Origin of the sequence: Acidiphilium sp., assembly GCF_049977125.1 — a bacterium.
Classification (GTDB): domain Bacteria; phylum Pseudomonadota; class Alphaproteobacteria; order Acetobacterales; family Acetobacteraceae; genus Acidiphilium.
This window is the reverse complement of the sequence record NZ_JBMFGY010000013.1, coordinates 34,357-48,952: the sequence shown is the minus strand read 5'-3', so window position 1 is coordinate 48,952 and position 14,596 is coordinate 34,357. Positions and strand designations below refer to the sequence as shown.

17 protein-coding genes are annotated in these 14,596 nt (G+C 65.5%); 11 read left to right on the top strand and 6 right to left on the bottom strand.

The window, feature by feature from the left end; all coding sequences use genetic code 11:
- Positions 1–146: 146 nt before the first annotated feature.
- Together hslU and hslV are read right to left on the bottom strand one after the other, a co-directional pair.
- Positions 147–1,463 (bottom strand): ATP-dependent protease ATPase subunit HslU, encoded by a 1,317-nt coding sequence (gene hslU, locus ACP5E6_RS04125; RefSeq protein WP_427952069.1) that lies wholly within the window; start codon positions 1,461–1,463, stop codon positions 147–149.
- The gene (hslV, locus tag ACP5E6_RS04120) at positions 1,463–2,014 is read right to left on the bottom strand and encodes an ATP-dependent protease subunit HslV (RefSeq protein WP_427952065.1); all 552 of its coding nucleotides are present in this window, start codon (positions 2,012–2,014) and stop codon (positions 1,463–1,465) included. Before hslV ends, hslU begins: the two co-directional genes overlap by 1 nt.
- 243 nt (positions 2,015–2,257) lie before the next feature.
- On the opposite strand from hslV, the gene ACP5E6_RS04115 reads away from it, so the two are divergent.
- The gene (locus tag ACP5E6_RS04115) at positions 2,258–2,704 is read left to right on the top strand and encodes a phosphate-starvation-inducible PsiE family protein (protein WP_427952062.1); all 447 of its coding nucleotides are present in this window, start codon (positions 2,258–2,260) and stop codon (positions 2,702–2,704) included.
- Positions 2,705–2,713: 9 nt separating this feature from the next.
- On the opposite strand, the gene ACP5E6_RS04110 is transcribed toward ACP5E6_RS04115, so the two are convergent.
- Entirely contained in the window at positions 2,714–3,139 is a 426-nt protein-coding gene (locus ACP5E6_RS04110) for a GFA family protein (RefSeq protein WP_427952059.1), read from the bottom strand.
- Positions 3,140–3,237: 98 nt separating this feature from the next.
- Entirely contained in the window at positions 3,238–3,867 is a 630-nt protein-coding gene (locus ACP5E6_RS04105) for a glutathione S-transferase family protein (RefSeq protein ID WP_427952057.1), read from the bottom strand.
- Positions 3,868–4,020: 153 nt separating this feature from the next.
- On the opposite strand from ACP5E6_RS04105, the gene ACP5E6_RS04100 reads away from it, so the two are divergent.
- From ACP5E6_RS04100 to ispD, 10 genes are all read left to right on the top strand, one after another.
- Positions 4,021–5,418, top strand: coding sequence for an MFS transporter (locus ACP5E6_RS04100; RefSeq protein ID WP_427952054.1), 1,398 nt, complete (start codon positions 4,021–4,023; stop codon positions 5,416–5,418).
- 60 nt (positions 5,419–5,478) lie between these two features.
- Complete coding sequence (gene hisB / locus ACP5E6_RS04095; protein ID WP_427952052.1) at positions 5,479–6,069, top strand: imidazoleglycerol-phosphate dehydratase HisB; 591 nt, start codon at positions 5,479–5,481, stop codon at positions 6,067–6,069.
- Positions 6,066–6,704: an imidazole glycerol phosphate synthase subunit HisH gene (gene hisH, locus ACP5E6_RS04090; protein WP_427952050.1), complete on the top strand. Its 639-nt coding sequence runs from the start codon at positions 6,066–6,068 to the stop codon at positions 6,702–6,704. The genes hisB and hisH overlap by 4 nt, the downstream gene beginning before the upstream one ends.
- Positions 6,701–7,261, top strand: coding sequence for an N-acetyltransferase family protein (locus ACP5E6_RS04085; RefSeq protein ID WP_427952048.1), 561 nt, complete (start codon positions 6,701–6,703; stop codon positions 7,259–7,261). The genes hisH and ACP5E6_RS04085 overlap by 4 nt, the downstream gene beginning before the upstream one ends.
- 139 nt (positions 7,262–7,400) lie before the next feature.
- Positions 7,401–8,150: a 1-(5-phosphoribosyl)-5-[(5-phosphoribosylamino)methylideneamino]imidazole-4-carboxamide isomerase gene (gene hisA, locus ACP5E6_RS04080; RefSeq protein ID WP_427952046.1), complete on the top strand. Its 750-nt coding sequence runs from the start codon at positions 7,401–7,403 to the stop codon at positions 8,148–8,150.
- On the top strand, positions 8,144–8,914 hold the full coding sequence (gene hisF / locus ACP5E6_RS04075; protein ID WP_427952044.1) for an imidazole glycerol phosphate synthase subunit HisF: 771 nt from the start codon (positions 8,144–8,146) through the stop codon (positions 8,912–8,914). Before hisA ends, hisF begins: the two co-directional genes overlap by 7 nt.
- A 9-nt stretch (positions 8,915–8,923) precedes the next feature.
- On the top strand, positions 8,924–9,436 hold the full coding sequence (locus tag ACP5E6_RS04070; RefSeq protein WP_427952041.1) for a phosphoribosyl-ATP diphosphatase: 513 nt from the start codon (positions 8,924–8,926) through the stop codon (positions 9,434–9,436).
- On the top strand, positions 9,433–9,840 hold the full coding sequence (locus ACP5E6_RS04065) for a histidine triad nucleotide-binding protein (RefSeq protein ID WP_427952039.1): 408 nt from the start codon (positions 9,433–9,435) through the stop codon (positions 9,838–9,840). Before ACP5E6_RS04070 ends, ACP5E6_RS04065 begins: the two co-directional genes overlap by 4 nt.
- A 3-nt stretch (positions 9,841–9,843) precedes the next feature.
- Positions 9,844–11,910, top strand: a complete 2,067-nt coding sequence (gene nagA / locus ACP5E6_RS04060) for an N-acetylglucosamine-6-phosphate deacetylase (RefSeq protein WP_427952036.1) — start codon at positions 9,844–9,846, stop codon at positions 11,908–11,910.
- Entirely contained in the window at positions 11,907–12,575 is a 669-nt protein-coding gene (gene ispD / locus ACP5E6_RS04055; protein ID WP_427952033.1) for a 2-C-methyl-D-erythritol 4-phosphate cytidylyltransferase, read from the top strand. Before nagA ends, ispD begins: the two co-directional genes overlap by 4 nt.
- Before the next feature lie 235 nt (positions 12,576–12,810).
- On the opposite strand, the gene ACP5E6_RS04050 is transcribed toward ispD, so the two are convergent.
- Complete coding sequence (locus ACP5E6_RS04050) at positions 12,811–13,734, bottom strand: EamA/RhaT family transporter (RefSeq protein WP_427952031.1); 924 nt, start codon at positions 13,732–13,734, stop codon at positions 12,811–12,813.
- Positions 13,731–14,531 (bottom strand): creatininase family protein, encoded by an 801-nt coding sequence (locus ACP5E6_RS04045; RefSeq protein ID WP_427952028.1) that lies wholly within the window; start codon positions 14,529–14,531, stop codon positions 13,731–13,733. Before ACP5E6_RS04045 ends, ACP5E6_RS04050 begins: the two co-directional genes overlap by 4 nt.
- Positions 14,532–14,596 lie beyond the last annotated feature (65 nt).

Below are 14,596 nucleotides of genomic sequence, written 5' to 3'. Positions count from 1 at the left end.
TCCCAGGGGGGTGGGCAAGCGCCGCGTGGGCGGGAGATGGGGATTAGAGCGATATGCGATTAAGTTGACGCGGCAGCGGCAACATAATCGCATGAAATTGCTCGAAAAAATATAGAGTTAGAGCGTTAAGCTGAAAGCATAACGCTCTAAAGAATGAACCGGCTGAGATCGCCCTTGGCGGCGAGCGGGGCGACTTTTTCGTGGACCAGGCTGGCGTCGACGCTGATGGTCTCGCCGGCGCGGTCGGTGGCGCCGAAGCTGATTTCCTCGAGCATGCGTTCGAGCACGGTGGCGAGGCGGCGGGCGCCGATGTTTTCGACGCGGTCGTTGATGTCGGCGGCGAGGCTGGCGATGGCGTCCACCGCGTCATCGGAGAAGTCGAGATGGACGTTTTCGGTTTCCATCAGGGCGACGTATTGCTTGAGCAGCGAATGTTCGGGTTCGGTGAGGATGCGGCGGAGATCGTCGCGCGAGAGCGGGGCCAATTCGACCCGGATGGGCAGGCGGCCCTGGAGTTCGGGCAGCAGGTCGGAGGGTTTGGCGATGTGGAAGGCGCCGGAGGCGATGAACAGGATGTGATCGGTTTTGATCGGGCCGTATTTGGTGGTGACGGTGGTGCCTTCGATCAGGGGCAGCAGGTCGCGCTGGACGCCTTCCCGCGAGACATCGCCGCCGCGGAAGCCGCCTTCGGATTTGGCGCAGATTTTGTCGATTTCATCGAGGAAGACGATGCCATGGTTTTCGGCGTGGGTGCGGGCGTCGGCGGTGAGCTGGTCGGTATCGAGCAGGCGGTCGGCCTCCTCGCGGTTGAGCGCGATGCGGGCGGCGGCGACGGTCATGCGTTTGCGGCTGTGCGGGCGGCCGAACATGGATTTCATCATTTCGCCGAGATTGGCGGCACCGCCGGGGGGCATGCCCGGCATGTCGAGCTGGCCGATCATGGCGGCCGGGTTTTCGGCGACTTCGATGTCGATTTCCCGGTCTTCGAGTTGACCCTCGCGCAGCATGGCGCGGAAGCGGTTGCGCGTGTCGGCGGAGGCGCCCTCCCCGACCAGCGCGGTCAGGAGCCGCTCTTCGGCGGCAAGCTCGGCGCGGGCGGCAACCCCCTTGCGATTGAGCTCGCGCAGCATGGTGATCGAGATTTCGACCAGATCGCGGATGATGCTTTCGACGTCGCGGCCGACATAGCCGACTTCGGTGAATTTGGTGGCCTCGACCTTGATGAAGGGGGCTTGCGCCAGTTTCGCCAGTCTGCGGGCGATTTCGGTTTTGCCGCAACCGGTCGGGCCGATCATCAGGATGTTTTTCGGCACGACCTCCTCGCGCATCGCTTCGGGCAGTTGCTGGCGGCGCCAGCGGTTGCGCAGCGCGATGGCGACGGCGCGTTTCGCGTCGTTCTGGCCGACGATGAAACGGTCGAGTTCGGAGACGATTTCGCGGGGTGTATAGGTCGGGCTATCGATCACAGGGTTTCCACGATCACGTTGTGATTGGTGTAGATGCAGATGTCGCCGGCGATTTTCATGGCGCGGCGGGCGATGTCCTCGGCGGTGAGGCCCTCGATGGTGAGCAGGGCGCGGGCGGCGGCGAGGGCGTAATTGCCGCCGGAGCCGATCGCGATGATGCCATCGTCGGGTTCGAGCACGTCGCCATTGCCGGTGAGGGTGTAGGAGTGCACGTTATCGGCCACCGCCATCATGGCTTCGAGGCGGCGGAGGTAGCGGTCGGTCCGCCAATCCTTGGCGAGTTCGACGCAGGCGCGTTCGAGTTGGCTGGGGAAGCGTTCGAGCTTGGCTTCGAGGCGTTCGAGCAGGGTGAAGGCATCGGCGGTGGCGCCGGCAAATCCGGCGAGGACGGCGCCGTTGCCGATGCGGCGGACCTTGCGGGCGTTGCCTTTGACCACGGTGTTGCCGAGGCTGACCTGGCCGTCGCCGGCCATGGCGACCGCGCCGTTCGCGCGGACGCAGAGGATGGTCGTGCCGTGCCAGCCGACCGGATCGTGCGGGAGTTCCATCAGCGGGAGATGGCATGGGTTGGGTGGGTTAGGAAGGGAAGCGCTGCTTTTTTGAAAAAAAGAAGCAAAAAACTTTTCGGAGTTGGGTTGCCGGCGCGGTCACCGGCACGGGCTAACGAAAGGGAGTTTTTTTGCTGCTTTTTTTGCAAAAAAAGCAGGCCTTGCTTTACTTTTACCTGTCGTGGTGTGTTTGTCGCGGGGCGGGCGCTGGTGCGCTGGACACGCAAAAAAGGATGATCAGGAATGCGCGCAGGCTTGGAGACCAGGATCTATCATTATTTCGAGATCGTCGTGGTGCAGGTGCTGACGCTGCTGATGGCGGTCGTGGTGACGGCGGCGCTGCTGCATCTGATTTTGAATATCGTGCATGATATTCTGTTCACCAGTTTCGATCCGACCAATCCGGCGATTTTTCAATCGGTGTTCGGGGCGATTTTCACCGTGGTGATCGCGCTCGAATTCAAACGCTCGATTCTGGTGACCAGCGAGCGGGCCGAGGGGTTGGTGCGGGTGCGGGTGGTGATTTTGATCGGAATGCTGGCGATCGTGCGCAAGTTGATCATTCTGGATCTGGGCAAGGGCGAGTCGTTGCAGCTGTTCGCGCTCTCGGCGGCGTTTTTGTCGCTGGGGGCGGTGTATTGGCTGGTGCGCGATCAGGACCGGCGGGATCAGGCCGACCGGGTGGAGTGAGGCGGGATTTCAGGTTGGGGTGACGGGCGGTGGTTGGCGGGGATAGGATGCCACGGCGGGGTCGATCAAGCCCCAGGTCGGGGCGCGATCGGTCCAGATGAAGGCTTGCGGGCGGGCGGGCGCGGGATCGTCGAGCGCGCCGGCGCGGATCACCAGGAGACCGGGGCGGCCGGATGATTCGCTGAACAGCGGCGTGCCACATCGGGGACAGAACGAGCGCTGCATGGCGTTGCCGCTGTCCGCGGTGCTTTCATAAGCCTGGGTGGTGCCCGTGATGCTCAGGTGGTCTTTGCTGAAGATCACATTGATCGTGGCATTGCCGCCGGCGAGATACTGGCAGTCGCGGCACCAGCAGGCGCGCGTCGCGATCGGCGCGGCGCTCGATTGGAAACGGACGCTGCCGCAGAGGCAGCGGCCGGTGATGGGTGGTGCCATGATCGTGGCCTTTGCACGGTTGCCAGCTTGAACTTGGGCTTGGGCTTGGACGGTTGGAAACTGCCGGAAACCGTGCGGCGGGGCAATGAGTTTCGCGATCAGCCGGGTTGGGTGGATTTGAAGCTCGGCAGGGCCTGGATGGCGGTCCACCAGGCGTGAAAGCCAGGAATGTCGAACAGGGCGTCCTTGTCCGGGGTCATGGCGACATAGGCGATGATCGGGGCGAGGTAGAGATCGGCGAGGCTGAGATCGCCGGCGATGAAGGGCGAGGTGCCTTTGGTCTGCATGGCGATGGTGAGGAGTTTGCGGCCGGTTTCGATGCCGGCGACGCGGGCGGCCTCGTTCTGGCCGCCGACGAAATCGGGGAAGAGGTGATAGGCGGCGACGCCGCCGAGCAGGGCGCCGTAGCCGTAGGAATCGATCAGGCTGATGATCATGTCCATCCGGGCGCGGTCTTTCGGCGTGGCCGGGATCAGCGCGGGGCCGGCGAGGATGTCGTTCAGGTAGCGCGTGATCGCGCCGGTTTCGAGGATGCGCAGGCCGTCATGATCGAGGACGGGGACCTTGCCGAACGGGTGGCGGGCGAGATGGTCGGGGTGTTTCGGTTCGCCTTCGAGCACATTGACCTGGTGCTGGGTGTAATCGGCGACGCCTTTTTCGGCGAGGACCATTTTGACGGTGCGGACATAGGTGGAGCCGTCGAAGCCCCAGAGAACCAGTTCGGACATGGCGCGTTTCCTTGATGTGGCGGATCGGTAGGCTGATGTTGAGGCCGCCGCGCCGAAATGCAAGCGGGCGGCGGGGGGATGGGCGCTTGGCTTGATATTTGGTGAAGGTACTGGCTTAAGGGAGGGAAATAAAACGAATAGGGGGATCATCGGATGTCAGGCCAACATTCAGCGGATATTGCCGCGCGGCTCGACCGGTTGCCGCCATCGCGCACGGTCTGGACCATGGTGATCCTGATCTCGCTCGGCGGGATTTTCGAATTCTATGATCTGTTCTTCACCGGCTATGTCGCGCCCGGCATGATCGGGTCGGGGCTGTTCAAGCCGGCGTCGCTGGGGATTTTCGCCTCGCTCGGCGCGCTGAAGGTGGCCGGGTTCGGCACCTTCGTGTTCGCGACCTTCGCGGGGCTGTGGCTGGGGGCGCTGGTGTTCAGCCAGGTGGCGGACCGGTTCGGGCGGCGCATCGTGTTCACCGGATCGTTGCTCTGGTACATGGTGTGCACCGCGATCATGGCGTTTCAGACCAGCGGGTTCGCGCTGGATATCTGGCGCTTTATCGCCGGGGTCGGCATCGGGGTCGAGCTGGTGACGATCGATACCTTCATTTCCGAGCTGATCCCGCGCGGCGAACGCGGGCGGGCGTTTTCGGTCAATCAGTTCATCACCTTCTCGGTCGTGCCGGTGATTGCGTTCCTCGCGTTCGCGCTGAAGGGAACCCGGCCGTTCGGGCTGGATTACTGGCGGGTGGTTATTCTGATCGGGTCGCTCGGGGCGGTGGTGGTGTTCGTGCTGCAACGCGGTATTCCGGAAAGCCCGCGCTGGCTGGCGCGGCATGGACGGATGGCGGAGGCGGAGGCGATTGTCGCCCGGATCGAGGCGCGGGTCACCGCTGAGACCGGCATCGCGTTGCCGGCACCGCAGCCGGCGGCGCCGGAGGAAGAGGGGGTTGGCTCGTTTTTCGAGATTTTCAGCCCGCAATATCGCAAGCGCACCCTGATATTGTCGGTGTTCAACATGGCGCAGGTGATCGGGTTTTACGGGTTTGCCGCCTGGGTGCCGACCCTGCTGATCCATCGGGGCATTCATGTGACGGCGAGTCTTGAATATGCCTTCATCATCGCGATCGCCAATCCGTTCGGGCCGCTGCTCGGCACGTTGTTCGCCGACCGGCTGGAGCGCAAGACCCAGATCATCGGCGGGCTCGCGGTGATGGGGGTGGTGATGGCGCTGTTCGCGATGAGCAATGCGCCGGTGATCCTGATTGCGCTGGGGGTGGCGTTCACCCTGGCGGCCAATATCATGTCGTTCGCCTATCATGGGTATCAGCCGGAGCTCTACCCGACGCGCATCCGGGCGCGGGCGGTGGGGTTTGTGTATTCATGGAGCCGGATCGCGGCGGCGTTCGCGGGGCTGGCGATCGGGATTCTGCTGGCGGATTACGGCGTGCCGGGGGTTGCCGTGTTCATCGGGATCGCGATGCTGGTCGGGATCGCGATGATTGCGCTTGGGCCGTCCACCAAGGGTCTGGCGCTGGAACAGATCAACCATTAGTTGAAAAATAACCCGAACCGCCGCATTGGCGCGGCGGCGGTTTTGGGTTAGGCAGCGCGGATGAATCGCACCGCAACCATCAGCCGGAAAACCTCTGAAACCGCGATCGAGTTGATGCTCGATCTGGATGGCACCGGGCAGACCGAGATTGGCACCGGGATCGGGTTTTTCGATCACATGCTGACCGCGTTCGGGCGGCATGGGATGCTCGACCTCGATGTGCGGGCCGAGGGCGATCTGCATATCGATGCGCATCATACGATCGAGGATGTCGGGATCGTGCTGGGCCAGGCGATCCGCGAGGCGTTGGGCGACAAGCGGGGGATCACGCGGTTCGGGTTTGCCGTGGTGCCGATGGATGAGGCGTTGTGCGAGGCGGTGATCGATCTGTCGGGCAGGGGGTTTCTGGTGTTCGATGTCGCGTTCGAGCGGCCGATGCTGGGGGATATGGACACGCAGCTGGTGGGCGAGTTTTTCCAGGCCCTGGCGGCGAACGGGCAGTTTGCGCTGCATGTGACGAGGCGGGCCGGGCATAATGCGCATCACGTTGCCGAGGCGGCGTTCAAGGCGGTGGCGCGGGCGCTGCGGATGGCGGTTGAGCCGGATGCGCGGGCGGCGGGGGTGGTGCCTTCGACCAAGGGGGTGCTTTGAGGATCGCGGTGATCGATTACGGCAGCGGCAATCTGGCCTCGGCCGCGCGGGGGCTGGAAGTGGCGGCGGCGCGGGCGGGGTTGGCTTGCACGGTGACGATTACCGATGATCCCGATGAGGTCGCGCGTGCGGACCGGATCGTGCTGCCGGGTCAGGGGGCGTTTGCCGATTGCGCGCAGGGGTTGGCGGCGCGGCCGGGGCTGGCGGGGGCCATGCATCGGCGGGTCGATGCCGGGGCGCCGTTCCTGGGGATTTGCGTGGGGATGCAATTGATGGCGGCGCGCGGGTTGGAGCATGGCACGACGCCGGGATTCGGCTGGATTGACGGGGATATTGCGCCGATCACGGCGCACGGGTTGCGGCTGCCGCATATGGGGTGGAACGAGTTGGTGTTCACGCCGGGGGCGCATCCGTTGCTCGCGGGGTTGGTGCCGGGGGATCACGCGTATTTCGTGCATTCCTACGCGTTGGTGACCGATGACCCGGCGCCGGTGATCGCGACGACGGATTACGGCGGGGAGGTGGTGGCGATGGTGGCGCGGGGTAATCGGGCGGGGACGCAGTTTCATGTCGAGAAGAGTCAGGAGGTCGGGTTGACGATTCTGGGCAATTTTCTGCGCTGGACGCCGCAATGACCGGCGCGCCGATCCGCGACATGCCGCCGCCGCAGACGCTCGCGGTCGATCGGTTATCGGTGATCGGCGATGATGACATGCAGGCGCTGTGCGAGGCGGCGGATGCGGCGATTATCGATGGCGGCGGGTTCGGCTGGATCAAGCCGCCGGGGCGGGCTGCGCTCGAGCAGTATTTTCGCGGCGTGGTGATGGTGCCGGAGCGCGAGTTGTTCGTGGGGCGGATGGACGGCACGATTTATGGCGCGGCGCAACTGGTGCGGCCGCCGCGCAACAACGAGGCGCAGGCGTTGGGGGCGACACTGGCGCTCAATTTCGTCGCCCCCTATGCGCGGGGGCATGGGTTGGCGCGGTTGATCGTGCGGCGGGTTGAGGAGCGGGCGCGGTCGTTGGGGTATCAGGTGTTGAACCTCGATGTGCGCGAAACGCAGACGGCGGCGATTGCGCTTTATGAGGCGGCGGGGTTCGTGCGCTGGGGCAGTCATCCGGCCTATGCGCGGGCGGAGGGGCGGACGGTGGCGGGATTGTTTTATTATAAGATGTTGCAGGCGCAGGGATGAGGGAAGGTCAGCAAGGCTTCTTTTTTGTAAAAAAGAAGCAAAAAACTTTTGTTCCTCTGGTCCGTACGGGTTTCGACGTCGTGCACCAAATTAAGGGAAGTTTTTTGGTTCTTTTTTACAAAAAAGAACTCTTCTTCTGATGCCCCTCACCTTATTCCCCGCGATCGATTTGAAAGACGGCGCCTGCGTTCGCCTCAAGCGCGGCGCGATGGCGGAGGCGACGATCTATGCCGATGATCCGGCGGCGCAGGCGCGCGCGTTCGAGGCTTTGGGGTTCGCGGCGCTGCATGTGGTGGATTTGAACGGGGCGTTCGCCGGCCGGCCAGTGAACGGCGAGGCGGTGCGCGCGATATTGGCTTCGGTTTCGATGCCGGTGCAGCTGGGCGGCGGCATTCGGGATATGGCGGGGATCGAGGCGTGGCTGGCGCTGGGGATTGCGCGGGTGATTCTGGGCAGTGCTGCCGTGAAGAACCCGGCGCTGGTGCGCGCGGCGGCGGTGGCGTTTCCGGGGCGGATCGTGGTCGGGATCGACGCGGCGGACGGCATGGTGGCGACCGAGGGGTGGGCCGAAGTGTCCAGCCTGTCGGCGGCGGAGATGGCGTTGCGGCTGGAGGATGCGGGGATCGCCGCGATCATTTACACCGACATTGCGCGCGACGGGATGAAGGCGGGGTTGAACCTGGCGGCGACCGAGGCTTTGGCGCGATCGGTGCGGATTCCGGTGATCGCCTCCGGTGGGGTGGCGGGGCTGGGCGATATTGTCGCGTTGCGAGAGGCGGCCGGGCGGACGCCGAATGTGGTTGGCACGATCATCGGGCGGGCGCTGTATGATGGCAGTATCGATCCGGCCGCGGCGTTGGCGGAGGCTGGGGCGGAGGCATCATGCTGAAATTACGGGTAATACCCTGCCTTGACGTGAAGGACGGGCGGGTGGTGAAGGGGGTCAATTTCGTGTCGCTGCGCGATGCGGGCGATCCGGTCGAGCAGGCGGCGGTGTATGACGCGGCGGGGGCGGATGAGTTGACGTTCCTGGATATTACGGCGAGCCATGAGAATCGGGACACGATGACCGATGTGGTCGCGCGCACCGCGGCACGGGTGTTTCTCCCGCTGACGGTGGGAGGCGGGATCCGCAGCACCGAGGATATGCGGCGGCTGCTGCTGGCGGGGGCGGATAAATGCAGCATCAATTCGGCGGCGATCGCGCGGCCGGATTTCATCAATGAAGCGGCGCGGAAATTCGGCAGCCAATGCGTGGTGGTGGCGGTGGACGCGCGGGCGAACGGGCGCGGCGGGTGGGAGATTTTCACCCATGGCGGGCGCAACCCGACCGGGATCGATGCGGTTGATTGGTGTCGAGACATGCAGGCGCGCGGGGCGGGCGAGATTCTGCTGACGTCGATGGATCGGGACGGGACCGGGTCAGGCTTTGATCTCGCCCTGTTGCGGGCGGTAGCGGGGGCGATCACGATTCCGATCATTGCCTCTGGCGGGGTCGGCACGCTGGACCATTTCACCGAGGGCGCGCAGGCGGGGGCGAGCGGCCTGCTGGCGGCGAGCGTGTTCCATTTCGGGCAATTCACCATTGCCGAGGTCAAAGAGAATTTGCATCGCGCGGGTCTGCCGGTCAGGCCGATCACGTCGTTGCGTTAGAGGATTGCCATGGCGAAAAAACCGACCAAAACCACCCGAACGATGCCGATTGTCGCACCGGTCAAGGCCAAGGCCACCAAGACCGCCAAGACCGAGAAGGCGAAGGTGACCCGCAAGATCAAATCGGCGGTGCGGTTTGCGCCGGTGCCGCCACTTGACCCCGAAGCGCCGGATGCGCGGGTCATGGACCGGCTGTGGTCCACCATCATCGCGCGCAAATCGGCGGACCCGCTGATCAGTCATTCGGCGCGGTTGCTCTCGCGCGGGATCAATAAGGTGGCGCAGAAATTCGGTGAGGAAGCGGTCGAGTGTCTGATCGAGGCGGTTGCGGGGAACCGCGACGCGCTGATCGCGGAAAGTGCCGACGTGCTGTATCATCTGCTGGTGATGTGGGTCGCTGTCGGGTTACGGCCGGAAGATGTGTGGACCGAGTTGAAACGGCGTGAAGGGATTTCGGGCATTGCCGAGAAATCCGCGCGGCCGGTGATGCTCTCAATTGCGGAAACCAGGAAAATTCCATGACCGATAAACAGGATATCCTCAGCCGGCGGGGCGTGAGCGGCAAGCCGCCGTATGATGATGGCAATATCTTTGCGAAAATACTGCGTGGTGAGATTCCGAGCCGCAGGGTGTTCGAGAATGAATTCGCGCTCGCGTTTCATGATATTAATCCGCAGGCGCCGCATCATATTCTGGTCATCCCGAAAGGCCGGTATGTCTCGTTCGCGGATTTCGCCGCGACGGCGCCGGAGGCCGAGATCAGCGGATTCATTCGTGCGATCGGGCATGTGGCGCAGATGCTCGGCTTCGAGGAGACCGGCTATCGGCTGCTCGCGAACATGGGACCGGACAGTCATCAGGAAGTGCCGCATCTGCATGTTCATCTGTTCGCCGGCAAGCCATTGGGCCCGATGCTCGCGACCTGAGCCATGATAATCGCGGCGCCGCACCTGTTCATCGACGGGCGCATCCGCGGTCCTGGGGCCGTGCTGATCGAGGCGGGCGTGATCGTCCGCGTACTCGGACATGTGCCGGCCGATGCCGATGTCGTGCTGGCGGAGGGGATGCTGGCGCCGGGGTTGATCGATCTTCACAATAACGGCGCGTTCGGCATCGACTGCGCCACGGCGGATAGCGATGGTTTGCGAACCCTGTGCCGCCGCCTGGCCTCCTGCGGCGTGACCAGTTTTCTGCCGACCGTGATCACCGCGCCGATCGGCGCGATACACAGTAGCGCCGCCCGCATCGATGCCGCGATCGACGAACTTCGGTCAGAGCCGGTGGCCCGCATGGTGGGGGTGCATCTGGAAGGGCCGTTTCTGGCGGCGAACCGGCGGGGCGCGCATCGGGCGGATTGGCTGCTGGTTCCCGATGAGGCGGCGTTGGATCGGGTATTGTCCGACCCGGCGTTGCGCCGCGTTCTGCGGCTGATCACGCTGGCGCCCGAACTGCCGCACGCGCTGCCGGCGATCCGGCGGCTTGCGGCCCTCGGCATTGCTGTGTCGCTGGGACATAGCGATGCCGATGCGGCGACGGCCGCGCGCGCGATCGAGGCCGGGGCGCGGATGGCGACCCATGTGTTCACCGCGATGCGGCCGTTTCATCATCGTGATCCGGGATTGATCGGCGTTGCGCTGAGCGACGCGCGGATGGCGGCGTGTTTCATCGCCGACGGGGTTCATGCCGATCCGATCGCGTTGAAACTGGGGTTTGCGGCGGCGGGCGGGCGAGCGATCGCGGTGACCGATTCGATCAATCTCGCCGGCATGGCCGAGGGGTCCGGCGCCGCGTTCGGCGGGGCGCCGGCGATGGTGATCGATGGGGCCGCACGGCGGCTCGATGGGACGCTGACCGGGGCGGTCATCACGCTCGATGAAGGGGTAAGGCGCTTGATCGGGGCCGGGATCGACCCGGCGGCGGCGCTGCTGGCCGCGACCGAGGCCCCTGCCCGCGCCCTTGGCCTTGCCGACCGGGGCCGGATCGCGCCGGGGCAACGGGCCGATCTGATCTGGCTCGATGACGCGTTTCACGTGCGCAACACCTGGATCGCCGGCACGCCGATCGGGGTGGTGACCGGCAAGCGGTCCGGCGCGACACTGTTGCCGGCGACCGAGACGGCACGAGCCGATCTGGGTGATCTGGACTTGCGCTCGAGCGCGGCGATCATCAGCGCGCTGCTGGCGCAGGAGGTGCGGGCGCAGGCGGCGCTGCGCGACATCACCCCTGCCCTGGCCGATCTCGCCGATGCGATCGCGGCGCGGCTCGAAGCCGGCGGGCGGTTGTTCTACGCCGGGGCCGGCACCTCCGGCCGGTTGGCGGTGCTCGATGCGGTGGAATGCGGGCCGACCTTCTCGCTGCCGGCGGGGATCTTGATTCCGCTGATCGCCGGCGGGGCGGCGGCGGTGGCCGGTGCGGTCGAAGGGGCGGAGGATGATGGCGAGGCGGTCGTCCCGCTTCTGGCGGCGCATGGCATTGGCCCCGGCGATGCGCTGATCGGCATCGCCGCATCCGGCGCGACGCCCTTCACCCTGGCCGCGATCGAGCATGCCAATCGCGCCGGAGCGCTGACCGGGTGTCTGGTGAACAGTTTCGGGCCGATTGCCGAACGGGCGCTCATGCCGATTGTGATCGATACCGGCCCGGAGGTGATCGCCGGTTCGACCCGGCTTTCGGCCGGGACAACCCAGAAAATCGCGCTCAATTGCCTGTCGAGCACGGTGATGATCCGGTTGGGCAAGATTTTCGGCCCTTACATGGTCGATCTGAAACCGACCAATGCCAAGCTGCGCGCGCGGGCGGTGCGGATCGTCGCGGCGATTGCCGGGTGCGACGGGGCGGCGGCGCGCGCGGCGCTCGATGATTGCGACGGCGAGGTCAAGACCGCGATCGTGGCGCTGCTCATGGCCGTGCCGGCGCGCGAGGCGCGGACGCATCTGGCGCGGTCGGCCGGACGACTGCGCGCGGCCCTCACACCGGAGCGGATGGAGATCGGATGATCGCGGCGCTGATCGTGGCCGGAGGGCGCGGCCATCGGCTCGGGGGACCGGTGCCGAAACAATACCGGCTGCTCGATGGGGTGGCGATCATCCGTCACAGCATCGTTGCGTTTCGCGATCATCCGCTGATCGATCAGGTGCGGGTGGTGATCCATCCGGATGATCGGGCACTGTTCGCGGCGGCGACCGCCGGCATGGATGTGGCGCCGCCGGTGATGGGGGGGGCGTCGCGCCAGGACTCCGTCAGGCTGGGGCTGGAAAGCCTCGCCGCACTCGCGCCGGATCGCGTCGTGATCCACGATGCGGTGCGGCCGTTCGTTGCGGCGAGCACCATCGCCGCGGTGATCGCCGCACTCGATCACACACCAGGCGCGATCGCCGGGGTGCGGCTCGCGGACACGCTGAAACGCTGCCAGGGCGCGCTGATTACCGGCACGGTCGAACGCACCAACCTCTGGCGGGCGCAAACCCCGCAAGGGTTTCGGTTCGCCGCGATCCTGGCCGCCCACCGCGCCCACGCCGGACGCGCTGATCTGACCGATGACGCGGCCGTCGCGGAACTGGCCGGACTCGCGGTCACGATGGTTGAAGCCAGCGATGACAATTTCAAAATCACCACCGAAGACGACCTGCGCCGCGCCGCGTTCATGATGCAGCTTGGGTGATGGGGGTGTTGGGAAAGGTAAGGCCAGGGGCGCTGCCCCTGGACCCCGTTAAAGGCGGAGCCTTTAAAATCCACTGGTTTTAGGCAAGAGGAGGGCGCTGCCCGGAACGTTGAGAGCCCCTGGCCGGGATCGCCCTCCTCTTGCCTGAAACTAAAGGGTTCTAAGGGCCTCGCCCTTAGCGGGTCCAGGGCAGAGCCCTGGCCTTACCTTTCCCACCCCTCATTGACCCCCGGCGTCATCGGATGCCGGCGGCGGCGATCAGGATGATGCCGAGGCCGACCGTGGCGAGGCCGGTGATTTCGCTCTTTTTGGCGCGTTCCTTGAGGTAGAAATGTCCGACGGCGAGGGTGAACAGGATTTCGATCTGGCCGAAGCCGCGCACCAGGGCGACGTTGGTGAGGGCGAAGCCGATGAACCAGCAGCCTGAGCCGAGGGCGGAGAGTATGCCGACGGGTATGGCGCGGCGCCAGAGCAGGAGGGTTTTGCCGAGTTCGGCTGGGGTGCGGATGGCCATGAAACTGCCCTGGGCGAGGGTTTGCAGCGTGTTCGCCAGCGCCAGGACGAGCATGGCCTTGAGCAGCGTTGGGGTGGAGGTGGGCAGGATGAGTGTGGCGTTGCGCAGGATGATGGCGGTGACGGCGAAGGCGGAGCCCGCGCCGAGGCCGCAGAGGGCGGCCGGTTGCATCGAGGCGCGCAGCAGGGTGGCGGGTGTGATGGCTTCGCCGGCGAGCGAGAGGACGAGGACGCCGATGACCGCGAGCATGATGCCGATGATGGCGAGGAGCGGGATATGGGCGCCGAAGATCACGACCGACACCAGGACGAGTTGGGCGGCTTCGGTTTTGGCGTAGGCGGTGCCGACCACGAAATTGCGGTGGGCGAAGGCCATGATGAGCAGATTGGTGCCGATGATCTGGGCGATGCCGCCAATCAGACAGAGTGCGACGAACAGCCAGCCGAATGGGGGGAGGGTTGCATCGAGGGCGAGGAGGGTGACGCCGAGCAGCACATAGTCGAGCGGGAGGGCGTAAAGGTAGCGCACGAAGCCGGCGCCGGCGGGGGTGAGGCTGCCGCGCAGGCGGGCTTGCAGCGCGGTGCGCCAGACCTGGAACAGGGCGGCGGCGATGGTGACTGGAATCCAATCCGGGATGATCGTCATGCTTGGGTGGCGGCGTGGGCGCAGAAGCGGGCGATCATGGCGACCAGCTCGGCGACGATGGCCGTGCCGCGCGCGGCATCGGCGGCGGTGGCGTCGGCGGCGGCTGAGTTGGGGGCGATTTCGGGGTATTCGAGCGGGGCATCGATCTCGATGGAGTCATAGCCGATCGCGCCGAAGCCGGTGACCGGGCAGCCGAACACCTGAGCAGGGGCGGCGGGAGGCGTTGCGAGGTCGGGCCGGGCGGCGGCGGGGCGGAGGGCCAGGGTGATCGAGGCGAGGGGTTCGCCGGCGTGGCCGAAGCGGGCCGAGGGGATGGCGCTTTGGCGTTCCATCAGGCGGCGGGCGATTTTCCAGAGATAGACCGAGGGAATAATCGGGCCGCCGGCGCGGCGGATGGCGAGGGTGACTTCGTGGATCAACGGCGCGTTGCCGCCGTGGCCATTGAGAATGATGACGCGGGACAAGCCGTTGTGGCGGAGATTGTCCAGAAGATCGCTCAGCACGGCGCGGAACGTGGCGGGAGCGAGCGCGAGGCCGCCGGGGATGGCGCCGAAATGATCGGCGGCGCCGAACGGCAGGGTGGGCGCCAGAAGGGTGAGCGTGCCGGCGGCGGTGGCGCGCTGGGCGATTTGCGCGCCGATGAGCGCGGCGAGGCAGAAATCGCCCATCGGGGCGTGGGCGCCTTGATCTTCCTGGCTGCCGAGCGGGAGCAGAACGAGCGGACGCCGGGGCAGCAGGGCGCGCAATTCGGCGCTGGTCAGATCTTCGAGGTGAAGTTTGGCGTGCGAACCGGTCATGATGATCCCCTTTCGTCATGCTGGACGCAAAGCGCGTCCGCTGGCAATGAAGGGCGCGTGATCGA

What these genes read in the sequence shown, in the direction of transcription:
- ACP5E6_RS04070 (WP_427952041.1), top strand. Translation starts at nt 8,924, where the DNA reads ATGGCGAAAAAACCGACCAAAACCACCCGAACGATGCCGATTGTCGCA.
- hisA (WP_427952046.1), top strand. Translation starts at nt 7,401, where the DNA reads ATGCCCCTCACCTTATTCCCCGCGATCGATTTGAAAGACGGCGCCTGC.
- hslV (WP_427952065.1), bottom strand. Translation starts at nt 2,014, where the DNA reads ATGGAACTCCCGCACGATCCGGTCGGCTGGCACGGCACGACCATCCTC.
- ACP5E6_RS04065 (WP_427952039.1), top strand. Translation starts at nt 9,433, where the DNA reads ATGACCGATAAACAGGATATCCTCAGCCGGCGGGGCGTGAGCGGCAAG.
- ispD (WP_427952033.1), top strand. Translation starts at nt 11,907, where the DNA reads ATGATCGCGGCGCTGATCGTGGCCGGAGGGCGCGGCCATCGGCTCGGG.
- hisF (WP_427952044.1), top strand. Translation starts at nt 8,144, where the DNA reads ATGCTGAAATTACGGGTAATACCCTGCCTTGACGTGAAGGACGGGCGG.
- ACP5E6_RS04045 (WP_427952028.1), bottom strand. Translation starts at nt 14,531, where the DNA reads ATGACCGGTTCGCACGCCAAACTTCACCTCGAAGATCTGACCAGCGCC.
- ACP5E6_RS04085 (WP_427952048.1), top strand. Translation starts at nt 6,701, where the DNA reads ATGACCGGCGCGCCGATCCGCGACATGCCGCCGCCGCAGACGCTCGCG.
- ACP5E6_RS04100 (WP_427952054.1), top strand. Translation starts at nt 4,021, where the DNA reads ATGTCAGGCCAACATTCAGCGGATATTGCCGCGCGGCTCGACCGGTTG.
- ACP5E6_RS04105 (WP_427952057.1), bottom strand. Translation starts at nt 3,867, where the DNA reads ATGTCCGAACTGGTTCTCTGGGGCTTCGACGGCTCCACCTATGTCCGC.
- ACP5E6_RS04050 (WP_427952031.1), bottom strand. Translation starts at nt 13,734, where the DNA reads ATGACGATCATCCCGGATTGGATTCCAGTCACCATCGCCGCCGCCCTG.
- ACP5E6_RS04115 (WP_427952062.1), top strand. Translation starts at nt 2,258, where the DNA reads ATGCGCGCAGGCTTGGAGACCAGGATCTATCATTATTTCGAGATCGTC.
- hisB (WP_427952052.1), top strand. Translation starts at nt 5,479, where the DNA reads ATGAATCGCACCGCAACCATCAGCCGGAAAACCTCTGAAACCGCGATC.
- nagA (WP_427952036.1), top strand. Translation starts at nt 9,844, where the DNA reads ATGATAATCGCGGCGCCGCACCTGTTCATCGACGGGCGCATCCGCGGT.
- ACP5E6_RS04110 (WP_427952059.1), bottom strand. Translation starts at nt 3,139, where the DNA reads ATGGCACCACCCATCACCGGCCGCTGCCTCTGCGGCAGCGTCCGTTTC.